Below are 14,661 nucleotides of genomic sequence, written 5' to 3'. Positions count from 1 at the left end.
TTTATCCTGCTATAGACGTTACACCTGATCTGAATTTTGGAACTTTTCCGACAGCTCAGGGTTCAATAGCAGGTTGCCCGCCATAAAGGGGAGTTGCGTCAATGCCATACGGGGTTGATTTTACGGCCCGCGCAGGTGACTTTGACGACAAGATTATTGACGCAGCCGGCCAGGCCCGAGCTGCGTTTTCGTGCGTGCCAAATCCGAGTGCGCAGGAAACTTGCCAGGGGGGAGAGAACTTTTGCGAAAAGCCCGAGTCTATGTTTGCAAGCCTGATCAATTAGCAAAACACTCTTCCTCCCGGTCTTATGAGGAGTATTCATGCTAACCCAGGAAGAGGATCAGCAGCTGGTCGAGCGCGTGCAGCGCGGCGACAAGCGTGCATTTGATCTGCTAGTGCTGAAATACCAGCACAAAATTCTCGGGTTGATCGTGCGTTTCGTGCACGACACCCATGAAGCCCAGGACGTGGCACAAGAAGCCTTTATCAAGGCTTACCGTGCACTTGGCAATTTTCGCGGAGACAGCGCCTTTTATACGTGGCTGTACCGCATCGCCATTAACACGGCGAAAAACTATCTGGTGTCACGCGGTCGTCGTCCACCCGATAGCGATGTGAGTTCTGAAGATGCTGAGTTTTATGATGGTGACCACGGTCTGAAAGATCTGGAATCGCCGGAGCGTTCTTTGCTTCGCGATGAGATCGAAGGCACGGTTCACCGCACCATTCAGCTACTGCCAGAAGATTTACGTACGGCATTAACTTTACGTGAGTTTGATGGTCTGAGTTACGAAGATATTGCGAGCGTCATGCAATGTCCGGTGGGTACCGTACGATCCCGGATATTCCGTGCTCGGGAAGCCATCGATAAAGCCCTGCAGCCGTTGTTGCAGGAAAACTGAGACAGCGGCGACAGCCAAGAGAGGAACCGCCATGAGTCGTGAAGCCCTGCAGGAATCGCTGTCCGCAGTGATGGATAACGAAGCGGACGAACTGGAATTACGTCGGGTATTGAATGCCTTTGACGATGCACAAACACGTGCCACCTGGAATCGCTACCAGGTTGCCCGTGCAGTGATGCACAAAGATCTGCTGATCCCTCGCCTGGACATCGCATCTGCAGTATCGGCCGCACTGGCCGAAGAACAAACACCCGCCAAAGCCAAGCGCAGTCACTGGCAAAGCATTGGCCGCCTGGCAGTTGCTGCCTCGGTGACGGTGGCTGTTCTGGCGGGTGTCAGACTGTACAACCAGGATGACATCGTGGGCGCCCAACTGGCCCAGCAAGGCACTCAGCCGAGCCTGAGTGCGCCGACAGTCAAAGGCCCTGCGGTACTGGCCAACTACAGCGAGAGCTCTGATCAGGGCACCGGGCCAATGGCCAATGGTGTACTGCAAGGCCAGGCCGGTTGGCAGAATCAGCGTTTGCCGGGCTATTTGCGCCAGCACGCTGAACAAGCGGCCATGAAAGGAACTGAAAGCCCTCTGCCTTACGCACGAGCTGCAAGCCTGGAAAACCGTTAAGGGCCATGATGCGCGTCCTACCTCTGTTACCGCTTCTGCTCAGTGGTTTTTTTGTTGCACCTGCTCATGCCGATGACGCCCAAGACTGGCTAAAACGCTTAGGCGCGGCTGAGCAGCAGCAAAGCTATCAAGGCACGTTTGTTTACGAGCGCAATGGGAGTTTTTCGACCCATCGCATCTGGCACCGCGTGCAAGACGGCAAAGTGCGTGAACGACTGGTGCAGCTTGATGGTGCACCTTATGAGGTGGTCCGTGCCGATGGGCGCACCGAGTGCGTCACTGGCAAACTGATCAACGGCCTTGCAGATGTCGCCGACACCACCGCGCGACAGCTAGATTTGCAACGCCTTGAAAACTGGTATGCCGTGACTCGCGCGGGTGATTCGCGGGTAGCCGGTCGCCCTGTAGCGGTCATTGTGCTAACCCCGCGTGACCAGCATCGCTATGGCGTTGAACTGTATCTGGACCGTGAAACCGGCTTGCCTTTGAAGTCATTGCTGATCAATGACAAAGGGCAGTTACTGGAGCGTTTTCAGTTCACCCACCTTGAAACGACGCCGCCCAACGACAGCCAGCTCACCCCCGGTGACCGTTGTCAGGCCGTGACCACCTCTCAAGCGGCTGCACCTGTGAGCAAACCTGTGCACAGCTGGCATTCCGACTGGTTGCCGCCAGGGTTTGAACTCTTGAGCAGCAACGTGCGTCGCGATCCCAAAACCAAAACAGAAGTCACCAGCCTCATGTATGACGACGGCTTGACGCGTTTCTCGGTGTTCCTCGAACCCCTGAAAGGCGACGCTGTGCCCGACATGCGCCTGCAGCTGGGGCCGACTGTTGCGGTCTCACGGCACCTCTCGACGCCTGACGCAGAGATCCTCGCAACCGTGGTGGGCGAGATCCCGATGGGCACTGCAGAGCGCATCGCACTCTCGATGCGGGCAGGGCAGGCCGAACCCTCGGCGACGGTCAAACCTTGATGGAACACTGAAATGCGCGGTGAACATTTCAAATTGTTTTTTTCATTTTTTTTACAAAGGTCAGTGCCTAATGGGCTCTGACCTTGTTTGTTTCTGGTCCGCCCAAAAACCGGTCTATGCTGGCTTAAGTTTTTGGGACTCATTGCACAACCCTGCTGGCTATTAACGGGAGCTGTAAACCAATGCCTCGATTGAAGTCTTACTTACCCATTTTTGCTGCCGTGCTGATGCTCGGCCAGGCAGTGCCCGCGCTGGCTGAAGCGCAGTTGCCCGACTTCACGCAGTTGGTCGAGCAGGCATCACCCGCCGTCGTCAACATCAGTACGACGCAAAAGCTGCCGGACCGCAAAGTCTCGAACATGCCAGACCTCGAAGGCTTGCCGCCGGGGCTGCGTGATTTCTTTGAACGCGGCATGCCGCCAGGCATGGGCGGTGGCCAAGGTGGGCGTCAGCGCGAAGCTCAATCGCTGGGATCGGGTTTTATCATCTCCCCGGACGGCTACATCCTGACCAACAACCACGTAGTGGCTGACGCTGACGAAATCATCGTGCGTCTGTCTGACCGCAGCGAAATGAAAGCCAAGCTGGTTGGTACAGACCCGCGTTCCGATGTGGCCCTGTTGAAAATTGAAGGCAAAAACCTGCCGGTGCTGAAGCTGGGCAAGTCCCAAGACCTCAAGGCCGGTCAATGGGTGGTAGCGATCGGCTCGCCGTTCGGCTTTGACCACACCGTCACCCAAGGCATCATCAGCGCCATCGGCCGTAGCCTGCCGAATGAAAGCTATGTGCCGTTCATCCAGACTGACGTGCCAATCAACCCGGGTAACTCCGGTGGCCCGCTGTTCAACCTGGCAGGTGAAGTGGTCGGCATCAACTCACAGATCTACACCCGTTCCGGTGGCTTCATGGGCGTGTCGTTCGCGATCCCTATCGATGTGGCCATGGACGTTTCCAACCAACTCAAAGCCGGTGGCAAGGTTAGCCGTGGCTGGTTGGGCGTGGTGATTCAAGAGGTCAACAAAGACCTGGCAGAATCCTTCGGTCTGGAAAAACCTGCCGGTGCGCTGGTCGCTCAAGTACTGGACAACGGCCCGGCTGCCAAAGGCGGTCTGCAAGTAGGTGACGTGATCCTGAGCATGAATGGCCAGCCGATCGTCATGTCGGCCGACCTGCCGCACCTGGTAGGCGCGCTGAAAGCCGGTAGCAAAGCCACCCTTGAAGTGGTGCGTGACGGCAAGCGCAAAACCCTGGACCTCACCGTGGGCGCTATCCCGGATGAAGGCAAGGAGATGGCTGGCCTGACCGGTGCTGAGCAAAGCAGCAACCGTCTGGGCGTCGCTGTCGCTGACTTGACCGACGAGCAGAAGAAAGCCAACGACATCAAAGGTGGCGTGATCATCAAAGACGTACAGGACGGTCCTGCGGCGTTGATTGGTCTGCAACCGGGTGACGTGATCACTCATCTGAACAACCAGGCGATTACCGATGCCAAGCAATTCACTGAAATTGCCAAGGCATTGCCAAAAAATCGTTCGGTCTCGATGCGTGTACTGCGTCAGGGCCGCGCAAGCTTCATTACCTTCAAGCTGGCAGAGTAACCAACCCTTGTAGTCGCTGCCGAAGGCTGCGAAGGGTTGCGCAGCAACCCGTTTCTCCAGCAAACGGCAGTGACCACAGAAACACAGCAACAATAAAAAGCCCGTATCGCGAGATACGGGCTTTTTTTATTTCTTTTGTTTAGGGATGCGAACCAGCTGGCTGTCGGAGTATATGTCGTGCCAGGTGCGCTTGCGTTTATCGAACACAGACCAGATAAACCCCAGCCCTAAACACAGCCACGAACCAATCGACACCATAAAGCGCAACAGCGCTTGCCACAGGCTGATCGCCGATCCATCGGCGTTTTGCACGCGCACGCCCCACACTTGCATGCCCAGGGTTTGGCCGCTGTGGGTCCAGAACTTGGCAAAGAACGCGAACAGGACAAACAACAAAATGGTCGAGAGCAACGGGTCGCCATCCAGCGACCCGGCTTCGGTCAGCTCGCGCATTTTGGCTTCACCGATAAAGCCCATCATGATCAGCTTGTAGATAAACGTGGTCACGATCAGCAGGGCCGTACACAGCAGAAAGTCATAGAACATGGCTGCCAGGCGGCGCCCCAGGCCAGCGGCGGGGAAATCGCCTTTGGGGCTAAGTGGTGGTTTCGACATGGCAGGCTCTCGTGAAGGAAAAACCCATCTTACGAAATTGCGCCCATAAAAAAGCCTCTGATGTCAGCATCAGAGGCTTTTGTGGAACAGAGGCTTAGGCTTCGGCTTGAACTTCGTCAGCCTGCATGCCTTTTTGGCCCTGAACAGCGATGAAGGTCACTTTCTGGCCTTCTTTCAAGCTTTTGAAACCGTTGCCTTGAATGGCACGGAAGTGTACGAACAGATCCGGACCGCTTTCCGGAGTGATGAAACCAAAACCTTTCTCGTCGTTAAACCACTTGACGGTACCGCTCTGACGTTGAGACATTTCTTAATTCCTTGACGCTAACAATTAATGGCAGCCTCCTTACGTTGAAAGAGGACTGGTGCTGGGTTGCAGGAAAGTAAGAGACGCAGAACGGGTTGTAGCAAACATAGAGCTACTGCCCAGGTCACGATTCCAGCGACCCATGCAAACACAGTGGTCAAACTCTACGAAAACAGGATTAAAAAAACAAGCCCCTTAAATACACCCCTTTATAACCTCATGTAGTTCACTTATAGCAACGCATTTAAAAGATCAAAAGATCGCGAGCAAGCTCGCTCCTACAGTGGGATGTGGGCAGCGTTAAAGAAAGTGTGTTCATAGAGGTGTTCAATTGTTTTCATGTTTAAAATGCTTTTTTCACTATCGAAACTTCGCACTGTTTTGTGGCAGTTGTATGGCACGCAAGTGTCATACAACTGTATAAAAAGCCCGGGGTTTAGCCCCGATAATAACGTTGCGCTACAAACGGCAGTTTAGACACTTTCATCGGCACACGTTTACCCCGAACAATCGCCCAGACCTCGGTGTCTATCGGGGTGAATGCACTGTCCAGATACGCCATGGCCAGCGGTGCGCCCAGGGTTGGGCCAAAGCCGCCGCTACACACTGTGCCGATGACGTTACCCTGTGCATCGACCACCTCGGCGCCTTCACGCACCGGTGTGCGTTCCTGGGGCAGCAAGCCGACCCTTTTTCGTGCAACCCCTTGTTGTTGCTGAGCAAAAATGGTGTCGGCACCTGGGAAGCCACCCGCACGCGGGCCGTCGGCACGACGCGCTTTAGAGATCGCCCACAACAGGCTGGCTTCAATTGGCGTGGTTTTTTCGTTCATGTCGTGGCCGTACAAGCACAGACCGGCTTCAAGACGTAAAGAATCACGTGCGCCCAAACCAATGGCTTCAACCTCAGGTTCAGCCAACAGGGCGCGGGCGAGTTTTTCTGCGTGTGCCGTCGGTACCGAGATCTCAAAGCCGTCTTCACCGGTATAACCTGAGCGGCTGACGTAACACGCCGCGCCCAGCAGCGTCACAGGCTCAAATTGCATAAAGGTCATTTTGGTGACGTCAGGTGCCAGACGCTGCAACACGTTCACCGCTGCCGGGCCTTGCAGGGCCAGCAGGGCGCGCTCTTCAAACAGCGGCTGGATCTCGCAGTGGGCGCCCAGGTGTTTGCGCAGGTGCGCCAGGTCCTGCGCCTTGCAGGCGGCGTTAACCACCAAAAACAACCGGTCATTGCCCAGATTGGCAACCATCAGGTCATCCAGAATGCCGCCTTGCTCGTTGGTGAACATGGCGTAACGCTGCATGCCCACCGGCAGGTCGATGATGTCGACGGGCACCAATGTTTCCAGTGCTTTGGCGGCACCGGCGCCGGTCAGCAGGATCTGCCCCATGTGCGAAACATCAAACAACCCGGCCTGTTCACGGGTGTGCAAGTGCTCTTTCATCACGCCCAGCGGGTATTGCACAGGCATGTCATAGCCGGCAAACGGCACCATGCGGGCGCCGAGTTCAAGGTGCAGTGCGTGCAGCGGGGTGATGAGCAAGTGTTCGGTGGACATTCGTGACTCCTTGAAAATCAGCACTCAATAATGTTGACAGCCAGACCGCCGCGGGCGGTCTCTTTGTATTTGCTTTTCATGTCGGCGCCAGTCTGGCGCATGGTGCGGATCACCTTGTCGAGCGAGACAAAGTGCTGGCCGTCGCCGCGCAACGCCATGCGCACGGCGTTGATGGCCTTGACCGAGCCCATGGCGTTGCGTTCGATACACGGCACTTGCACCAGCCCGCCAATCGGGTCGCAGGTCAGCCCCAGGTTGTGTTCCATGCCGATTTCGGCGGCGTTCTCGACTTGTTGCACGCTGCCGCCCAGCACTTCGCAGAGCGCGCCCGCGGCCATGGAGCAGGCCACACCGACTTCGCCCTGGCAGCCGACTTCGGCGCCCGAGATCGAGGCGTTTTCCTTGTACAGAATGCCGATGGCGGCTGCCGTCAGCAGAAACCGCACCACGCCGTCTTCGTTGGCACCGCCGATAAAGCGCATGTAGTAATGCAGCACGGCCGGGATAATCCCCGCAGCCCCATTGGTGGGCGCGGTGACCACGCGCCCGCCATTGGCGTTTTCTTCGTTTACCGCCAGTGCATACAGATTGACCCAGTCGAGCACGGACAGCGCATCGCGCAGGGCGGCTTCCGGGTGGCTGCACAGTTGACGATGCAGCGCGGCGGCCCGGCGTTTGACCTTTAAGCCACCGGGTAAAATCCCTTCATTGCGACAGCCCGCGCTCACACAGTCCTGCATCACTTGCCAGATGTGCAGCAAGCCACTGCGGGTTTCGGCTTCCGGGCGCCAGGCGCTTTCGTTGGCCAGCATCACCTGGCTGATGGACAAGTGCTGCGTGGTGCAATGGTTCAGCAGCTCTTTGGCGGTTTTGAACGGGTACTTCAGTGGCGTACTGTCTTCGACGATGCGGTCAGCGCCCGCAGCGTCTTCATCCACCACAAAGCCGCCGCCGACCGAGTAATACTCGCGGCTGCGAATCTGTATTCCGGCGGCGTCCAGGGCACGAAAAATCATGCCGTTGGGGTGAAAGGCCAAGGGTTTGCGAATCATCGCCAGGTGCAGTTTTTCGTTGAAATCGATGGCGTGTTCGCCGTGCAGGTTCAAACGCCCGCTGCTGCGAATCCGGGCCAGGCGTTCAGCCACGGTTTCGGTGTTGACGGTGTCCGGGAGTTCGCCTTCAAGCCCCAGCAACACGGCTTTGTCGCTGCCGTGACCTTTACCGGTGGCGCCGAGGGAACCATACAGCTCGACTTTCACGCAGGCCGTACTGAGCAGCAAACCCTCGCGGGCCAAACCTTCGACAAAACGTGCGGCAGCCCGCATGGGGCCGACGGTGTGGGAACTGGAAGGGCCGATGCCAATTTTGAACAGGTCGAACACGCTTAACGACATAGGGTTCTCCGGTTTCTTATAGATGAATTGGCAAGCAAAACCTGTAGGAGCGAGCTCGTCTCGCGATCTTTTAAAAAGATCAAAAGATCGCGAGGCAAGCTCGCTCCTACGGATCGGGATCAAGCCTCCTGATAGCTCTCGATCGACGGGCACGCGCAGACCAGGTTGCGGTCGCCGAACACGTTGTCGACACGGCCCACCGGCGGCCAGTATTTGCCTTCGATCAACGACGCGACCGGGTACACCGCTTGTTCGCGGCTGTACGGGTGGGTCCACTCGCCAACGATTTCTGCGGCCGTGTGCGGGGCGTTTTTCAGCGGATTGTCGTCTTTGTCGAGGCTGCCGTTTTCGACCGCGCGAATCTCCTCGCGGATGCGGATCATGGCTTCGCAGAAGCGATCCAGCTCTTGTTTGGATTCACTTTCAGTCGGCTCGATCATCAACGTGCCTGCCACCGGGAACGACATGGTAGGCGCATGGAAGCCAAAGTCGATCAGGCGCTTGGCCACGTCATCAACGTTGATGCCGCTGGTTTCCTTGAGCGGACGCAGATCGAGGATGCATTCGTGCGCCACCAGGCCGTTGGCGCCCGAGTACAGCACCGGGTAATGCTCTTCGAGACGGCGGGCAATGTAGTTGGCGTTCAAAATGGCCAGCTGCGAGGCGCGTTTCAGGCCTTCGCCACCCATCATGCGGATGTACATCCAGGTGATCGGCAGAATGCTGGCGCTGCCGAACGGGGCGGCACACACCGCGCCTTCCTTGCGCTCCAGGGCGCTGTGGCCCGGCAAGAACGGGATCAGGTGCGACTTGACGCCAATCGGACCAACGCCCGGGCCGCCACCGCCGTGGGGGATGCAGAAGGTTTTGTGCAGGTTAAGGTGCGACACGTCGCCGCCAAACTTGCCCGGTGCGCACAGGCCGACCATCGCGTTCATGTTGGCGCCGTCGATGTACACCTGGCCGCCGTTGTCATGAATGATGCCGCAGATTTCGCGGATGCCTTCTTCAAACACGCCGTGGGTCGACGGGTAGGTGATCATCAGCGCGGCAAGGTGATCACGGTGCTCGATGGCCTTGGCGCGCAGGTCTTCAATGTCGACGTTGCCGCGCGCGTCACAGGCGGTCACCACCACGCGCATACCGGCCATGTGTGCGGTCGCCGGGTTGGTGCCGTGGGCCGAGGAGGGGATCAGGCAGATGTCGCGGCGCTCTTCGCCACGGCTCTGGTGGTAAGCACGAATGGCCAGCAAGCCTGCGTACTCACCTTGGGAGCCGGCGTTGGGTTGCAGCGACACGGCATCGTAACCGGTGGCCTCGCAGAGCATGAGCTCCAGCTCGCGGGTCAGTTGCTGATAGCCCTGGCTTTGCTCGGCAGGGGCAAACGGGTGCAGGTTGCCGAACTCGGCCCAGGTCACCGGGATCATTTCGCTGGCGGCGTTGAGCTTCATGGTGCACGAGCCCAGCGGGATCATGGTGCGGTCCAGCGCCAGGTCTTTGTCAGCCAGGCGGCGCAGATAGCGCATCAGCTCGGTTTCGGAGTGATAACGGTTGAACACCGGGTGGCTCAGAATCGCCGACTGGCGCAGCAACGCCGCAGGCAGCGTGCCTGTTACCGATTGGGCCAGCGCGTCGAAGTCAGGCAGCGTCTGGCCATCGACTGCGAGTAAGGCCCACAGAGCAACGACGTCAGACTGGCTGCTGGTTTCGTCCAGCGACAGCCCGATGCGTTCGTCATCGACCACACGCAGGTTGATGTGCCGGGCCTGAGCCTTGGCGTGCAGCGCGCTGGTGCGGTTGCCGGTGTGCAGGGTCAGGGTGTCGAAAAACTGGCTTTGCTCAACGTTCAGCCCCAGCCCCTTCAGGCCCTGGGCAAGGATTGCAGTCAACTGATGGATGCGCCGGGCAATCTGGGTCAGGCCTTGAGGCCCGTGGTACACGGCATACATGCTGGCGATGTTGGCCAGCAACACTTGAGCGGTACAGATGTTGCTGGTGGCCTTCTCGCGGCGGATATGTTGCTCGCGGGTTTGCATCGCCAGACGCAGCGCCGGCTTGCCATGACGGTCTACCGACATGCCGACCAGACGCCCCGGCATGTCGCGCTTGAAGGCATCGCGGGTCGAAAAGTAAGCCGCGTGCGGGCCACCGAAGCCCAGTGGCACGCCAAAGCGCTGGGCGCTGCCGATGGCCACGTCGGCGCCGAACTCACCGGGCGGCGTCAGCAAGGTCAGCGCCAACAAGTCAGCCGCTACCGCCACCAACGCGTTAGCGGCGTGGAAGCGTTCAACCAGATCGCGATAATCGAACACATCGCCGTTGCTTGCCGGGTATTGCAGCAGGGCGCCGAAGAACGGCGACAGGTCGCTCAACTCACGCTCGTCACCCACCACCACTTCAATGCCCAACGGCTCAGCACGGGTGCGCAGCACATCGAGGGTTTGCGGGTGGCAGTGGCGGGAGGCGAAGAAGCGCTCGCTGGTTTTGTTCTTGCTCAGGCGTTTGCAGAAGGTCATGGCTTCGGCGGCTGCGGTGGCTTCGTCGAGCAACGAAGCGTTGGCAATCGGCAGGCCGGTGAGGTCGCTGATCAACGTCTGGAAATTCAGCAAGGCTTCAAGACGACCCTGGGAGATTTCCGGCTGATACGGCGTGTAAGCGGTGTACCAGGCCGGGTTTTCCAGCAGGTTGCGCAAGATCGGCGAAGGCGTGTGGCAGTTGTAATAGCCTTGGCCGATATAGGTTTTATGCAGCTGGTTTTTTGCCGCGATGGCTTTGATTGATGCCAGGGCATCGGCTTCACTTTGGCCGGCGGGCAGGTTGAGTACGCTGGTGCCCTTGATACCTTCCGGGATGACACTGGCGCTGAGCGCTTGCAGCGAGTCAAACCCCAGAGTAGTGAGCATGGCCTGTTCGTCGGCCTGACGCGGGCCGATGTGGCGCGCGATGAATTCATTGGCAGTGCTGAGATTAATCGTCATGGCCGGCTCCTCAGTTGTCGTCTTGAGCTTTGATCAAGCGGTCGTAAGCGTCCTGCGTGAGCAGTTTGCCGAGCGCCTCGGGATCAGCCGGTTTAAAGCGAAAAAACCAGCCTTCACCCAGCGGGTCTTCGTTGACCTGTTCCGGGCTGTCTTCGAGTTTGACGTTGGATTCGAGGACTTCACCGTCAAGTGGCATATACACACCACTGGCGGCCTTGACTGATTCAACCGTGGCGACTTCAGCGCCTTTGTCGTAAGCCTGCAACTCTGGCAACTGAACAAACACCACATCGCCCAGAGCGTTTTGCGCAAAAGCCGTAATGCCTACGGTCACGCTGCCATCAGCTTCGGCACGCAGCCATTCGTGGTCTTCAGTAAAACGCAATTCGCTCATCGAAACTCCTCAGGGCCAGACATGTCTGGTGGTCACAGGTGTAATGCTCGTGCAGGTCGAGCTGAATGCGATGATCATTGCAAGAAGGTTGCCAGTTTATAAAAAGACCTATTTATCAGTGGCTTAGAGTGGTTTCGCAGATGACTGACTCATCACGCTGTAGCGAAATCGCTACAGTGCTGGCGCAATTAAAAAATCCAAGTGGATCAAAGCCTTGGGTTACTGAGGATTGGCGTGCCTGTATCGAAATCGTTCCACTGGAATGAAATCAATACGGAGCATGTGGCTTTTCTGGATTAATTTTTACCCGGGATGCCGTACTTGCGCAGGCGGTGCGCAATAGCGGTGTGCGAGGTTTGCAGGCGGCTGGCCAATTGGCGAGTTGAGGGGTAGCTGACGTAGAGTTTTTCCAGCAGGGCTTTTTCGAACGTTTCGACCGCCAGCTCCAGGGTTTCTATCTCGCCATCGCTTTGCCGCGCGACCGAAGTGCCTGCGATGTCGAGGTCACCGATATCCACCAGCGTGCTTTCACAGATCGCGGCCGCGCGGAAAATCACGTTCTGCAATTGCCGTACATTGCCCGGCCAGCGATTGCCCAGCAATGCCGGATAAGTGCCGGGTGCCAGGCGGCACACCGGGCGCTGGATCTGCGTGCAAGCCTGCTGCATAAAGGCGCGTGCCAGCAGCAAAATATCCTGGCCACGCTCGCGCAGCGGCGGCACCTCAAGGTTCAGCACGTTCAGGCGATAGAAAAGGTCTTCGCGAAACGTCCCTTCATTGACCATTTTTTCGAGGTTGCGGTGGGTTGCGCTGAGGATCCGCACATTGACCTTGACCTCGCGCTCGCCGCCCACCCGACGAAAGCTGCCGTCATTCAAAAAGCGCAGCAGCTTGGCTTGCAGGTAGGGCGACATTTCAGCGATTTCATCGAGGAACACCGTGCCATGGTTGGCCAGCTCCATTAGCCCCGGTTTGCCGCCGCGCTGGGCGCCAGTGAAGGCGCCGGGGGCATAGCCGAACAGCTCGCTTTCGGCCAGGTTTTCCGGGAGCGCCGCGCAGTTCAAAGCCAAAAACGGCGCTGCAAAACGGGTGCTGATCGCATGACAGGCGCGGGCCACGAGTTCTTTGCCGGTGCCGGTTTCGCCCTGAATCAGCAAGGGCGCATCCAGCGCCGCCACGCGCTGGGCACGGGCCTTCAAGGTGCGGATCGCCGGGGAGTCACCGAGCAGCGCGTCAAAGCCCTCTGCGTGATCGTGATGCAGGGCGGCCAGCCGCTCACCAATACGGCTGGGCTGGTACAACGTGAGCAAGGCACCGGCGTCAGTAATCGGCGTGGCGTCGAGCATCAGCGGCTGGCCGTTGAGCGTCACTTCGCGCAACGGCAGGCGAAAACCGTTTTCCAGCAACACATTGAGCAGGCCGGGATCGCTGAACAGCTCGCCGATGCTTTCACCAGTAGGGTCACGGCCGTACAGCGTGACCAGCGCCGGGTTAGCCAGCAGCACGTGGCCACCGCTGTCCAGCGCCAGTACCGGGTCGGTCATGGCGGCGAGCAGGGCGTCGAGTTGCAGGTGGCGGCGCTGGCCGGGAAGGATATCGACTACCCGCACCGACTGCACGCCGTTGACCCGAAACAGCGCTTCGCGCAGCTCGTCGAGCACTTGCGGGCTGAGGGTCGGGGCGTCGATGTAAACGTTGGGCGGCACCATCTCCACGGCATCCAGGTTGAGATTACGCCCGCCAAGCAACGCCAGAACTTCCTGGGTGATGCCGACACGGTCGATAAAACTGACATGGATACGCATGGGAACGAGAAAACTTGAGCCAGGGGATGGCCAGTATGCCTTGGCGGGGAGGATTGGTGAAATGTGAGCCGCACATCGGCTCTGCAGGAGCGAGCTTGTCTCGCGATCTTTTGATCGTTTAAAAGATCGCGAGGCAAGCTCGCTCCTACAGGGAGGGGATTATTCCAGGTGTTCAGGTTTTACCGGGTCACCCGGCTTGACGTCGAGTTGCTCTCGTACGTCCTTAAACATCAAGTCGTAGTATTTATGCATCGACAGGATGTTCGCGTTGTTTGGAATCCCGTTTTTCACGGCAATCTTGAAGGCCACCCGGGCGAAATCGAACGCCATGTCCTTGGGCAGCGTGAACGATTCCTTGAAGTCCTTGCCATTAATCTGGCCGCTCATATCGAACTGCATGGACTTGCCTTCCTTGGGATCTTGAACGACCTGGTACTTAATTACGATCTCATAACTAAAGTCGTGCGGACCCAGCGATTCGCGTTCGATATGCAGGTACCCGGGTTTAAAAATGGCCATAGGGCTGCTCCTTGAGGCTAAGTAGCCAAGGGCAGGCCGCCAGACCTGCCCTTGGGTTCAAAAGTAGGTAATACCCGATTTCTCGGTGCTCACTCGAGTACCTGCCTTACCTTGAACGATTGCTTCAATGTCCGCCAGTGCGCCGATCACAGCAGTCTTGCCGGTCTTGCGGGCAAATTCACAGGCCGCTTCAACTTTCGGGCCCATGGAACCGGCGGCAAAGCCGAGTTTTTCCAGTTCGTCCGGGTGCGCGTGAGCAATGCCTTTCTGGTCAGGTTTGCCCCAGTTGATAAAGGCAGCGTTGACGTCTGTGGCGATCACCAGCAAGTCACTGTTGAGTTGTTGGGCCAGCAGGGACGAGGCGAGGTCTTTGTCGATTACCGCCTCAATGCCTTTGAGGTTGCCGTCTTCGCCGTACATGGTCGGAATACCGCCACCGCCGGCGCAGATCACCACGGTGCCTTTTTCCAGCAGCCATTTGATCGGGCGGATTTCAAAGATGTGTTTGGGTTTGGGGCTTGGCACCACGCGGCGGAACTTGTCGCCGTCCGGGGCAATGTCCCAGCCCTTTTCAGCGGCCAGGCGCTTGGCGTCAGCTTCGCTGTACACCGGGCCAATCGGCTTGGTCGGGTTCTGGAACGCCGGGTCTTTGGGATCGACTTCTACCTGGGTCAGCAAGGTGGCGAAAGGCACGTCTTTGGGCAGCAGGTTGCCCAGTTCTTGCTCGATCATGTAACCGATCATGCCTTCGGTTTCAGCCCCGAGTACGTCCAGCGGGTAGGGCGCAACGTCAGTGTAGGCAGCGGCTTGCAGCGACAGCAGGCCCACTTGCGGGCCGTTACCGTGCGCCACCACCAGTTCGTTGCCAGGGGCGACGCGGGCGATTTGGGCGGTGGCCGTACGGATGTTTTCGCGTTGGTTGTCAGCGGTCATGGGCTGGCCGCGACGAAGAAGGGCGTTACCGCCCAGTGCAACGACGATACGCATA

At 58.1% G+C, this 14,661-nt stretch carries 13 protein-coding genes; 4 read left to right on the top strand and 9 right to left on the bottom strand.

From position 1 onward, the window contains the following. The first annotated feature begins 321 nt into the window (after positions 1-321). The 4 genes from rpoE (at position 322) to ACJJU9_RS19240 (ending at position 4,100) form a co-directional block, all read left to right on the top strand. Positions 322-903: an RNA polymerase sigma factor RpoE gene (gene rpoE, locus ACJJU9_RS19255; RefSeq protein ID WP_048367992.1), complete on the top strand. Its 582-nt coding sequence runs from the start codon at positions 322-324 to the stop codon at positions 901-903. A gap of 31 nt (positions 904-934) precedes the next feature. Continuing rightward, positions 935-1,525: a sigma-E factor negative regulatory protein gene (locus ACJJU9_RS19250; RefSeq protein ID WP_048385470.1), complete on the top strand. Its 591-nt coding sequence runs from the start codon at positions 935-937 to the stop codon at positions 1,523-1,525. Positions 1,526-1,533: 8 nt separating this feature from the next. Further along, complete coding sequence (locus ACJJU9_RS19245) at positions 1,534-2,502, top strand: MucB/RseB C-terminal domain-containing protein (protein WP_407729325.1); 969 nt, start codon at positions 1,534-1,536, stop codon at positions 2,500-2,502. Positions 2,503-2,684: 182 nt separating this feature from the next. After that, on the top strand, positions 2,685-4,100 hold the full coding sequence (locus tag ACJJU9_RS19240) for a DegQ family serine endoprotease (protein WP_407729324.1): 1,416 nt from the start codon (positions 2,685-2,687) through the stop codon (positions 4,098-4,100). Positions 4,101-4,226: 126 nt separating this feature from the next. Here the strand turns inward: ACJJU9_RS19240 and ACJJU9_RS19235 are convergent, their stop codons facing one another. The 9 genes from ACJJU9_RS19235 to arcC all read right to left on the bottom strand — a co-directional run bounded on the left by ACJJU9_RS19235 (position 4,227) and on the right by arcC (position 14,660). Beyond that, positions 4,227-4,715: an RDD family protein gene (locus ACJJU9_RS19235; RefSeq protein ID WP_407729323.1), complete on the bottom strand. Its 489-nt coding sequence runs from the start codon at positions 4,713-4,715 to the stop codon at positions 4,227-4,229. A gap of 94 nt (positions 4,716-4,809) precedes the next feature. Then, complete coding sequence (locus ACJJU9_RS19230; RefSeq protein ID WP_007977299.1) at positions 4,810-5,022, bottom strand: cold-shock protein; 213 nt, start codon at positions 5,020-5,022, stop codon at positions 4,810-4,812. A gap of 436 nt (positions 5,023-5,458) precedes the next feature. Further along, positions 5,459-6,583, bottom strand: coding sequence for a glycine cleavage system aminomethyltransferase GcvT (gcvT, locus tag ACJJU9_RS19225; protein WP_407729322.1), 1,125 nt, complete (start codon positions 6,581-6,583; stop codon positions 5,459-5,461). 17 nt (positions 6,584-6,600) lie between these two features. Then, positions 6,601-7,977 carry an L-serine ammonia-lyase gene (locus ACJJU9_RS19220; RefSeq protein WP_407729321.1) on the bottom strand — a complete coding sequence of 459 codons (1,377 nt, stop codon included), beginning with the start codon at positions 7,975-7,977 and terminating at the stop codon, positions 6,601-6,603. A 119-nt stretch (positions 7,978-8,096) separates the two neighbouring features. Beyond that, complete coding sequence (gcvP, locus tag ACJJU9_RS19215) at positions 8,097-10,955, bottom strand: aminomethyl-transferring glycine dehydrogenase (protein WP_407729320.1); 2,859 nt, start codon at positions 10,953-10,955, stop codon at positions 8,097-8,099. A 10-nt stretch (positions 10,956-10,965) separates the two neighbouring features. Further along, the gene (gcvH, locus tag ACJJU9_RS19210; RefSeq protein ID WP_407729319.1) at positions 10,966-11,349 is read right to left on the bottom strand and encodes a glycine cleavage system protein GcvH; all 384 of its coding nucleotides are present in this window, start codon (positions 11,347-11,349) and stop codon (positions 10,966-10,968) included. A 296-nt stretch (positions 11,350-11,645) separates the two neighbouring features. After that, positions 11,646-13,154 (bottom strand): sigma-54-dependent transcriptional regulator, encoded by a 1,509-nt coding sequence (locus ACJJU9_RS19205; RefSeq protein ID WP_048385459.1) that lies wholly within the window; start codon positions 13,152-13,154, stop codon positions 11,646-11,648. A 159-nt stretch (positions 13,155-13,313) separates the two neighbouring features. After that, complete coding sequence (locus tag ACJJU9_RS19200) at positions 13,314-13,673, bottom strand: DUF5064 family protein (protein WP_407729318.1); 360 nt, start codon at positions 13,671-13,673, stop codon at positions 13,314-13,316. Positions 13,674-13,730: 57 nt separating this feature from the next. Beyond that, positions 13,731-14,660 (bottom strand): carbamate kinase, encoded by a 930-nt coding sequence (gene arcC, locus ACJJU9_RS19195; protein WP_048385455.1) that lies wholly within the window; start codon positions 14,658-14,660, stop codon positions 13,731-13,733. Position 14,661 lies beyond the last annotated feature (1 nt).

Source organism: Pseudomonas helleri (assembly GCF_045830615.1).
Taxonomy (GTDB): Bacteria; Pseudomonadota; Gammaproteobacteria; order Pseudomonadales; family Pseudomonadaceae; genus Aquipseudomonas; species Aquipseudomonas helleri.
Note: the sequence above shows the minus strand (reverse complement) of the source record. Positions and strands in the feature narration are given on the sequence as shown.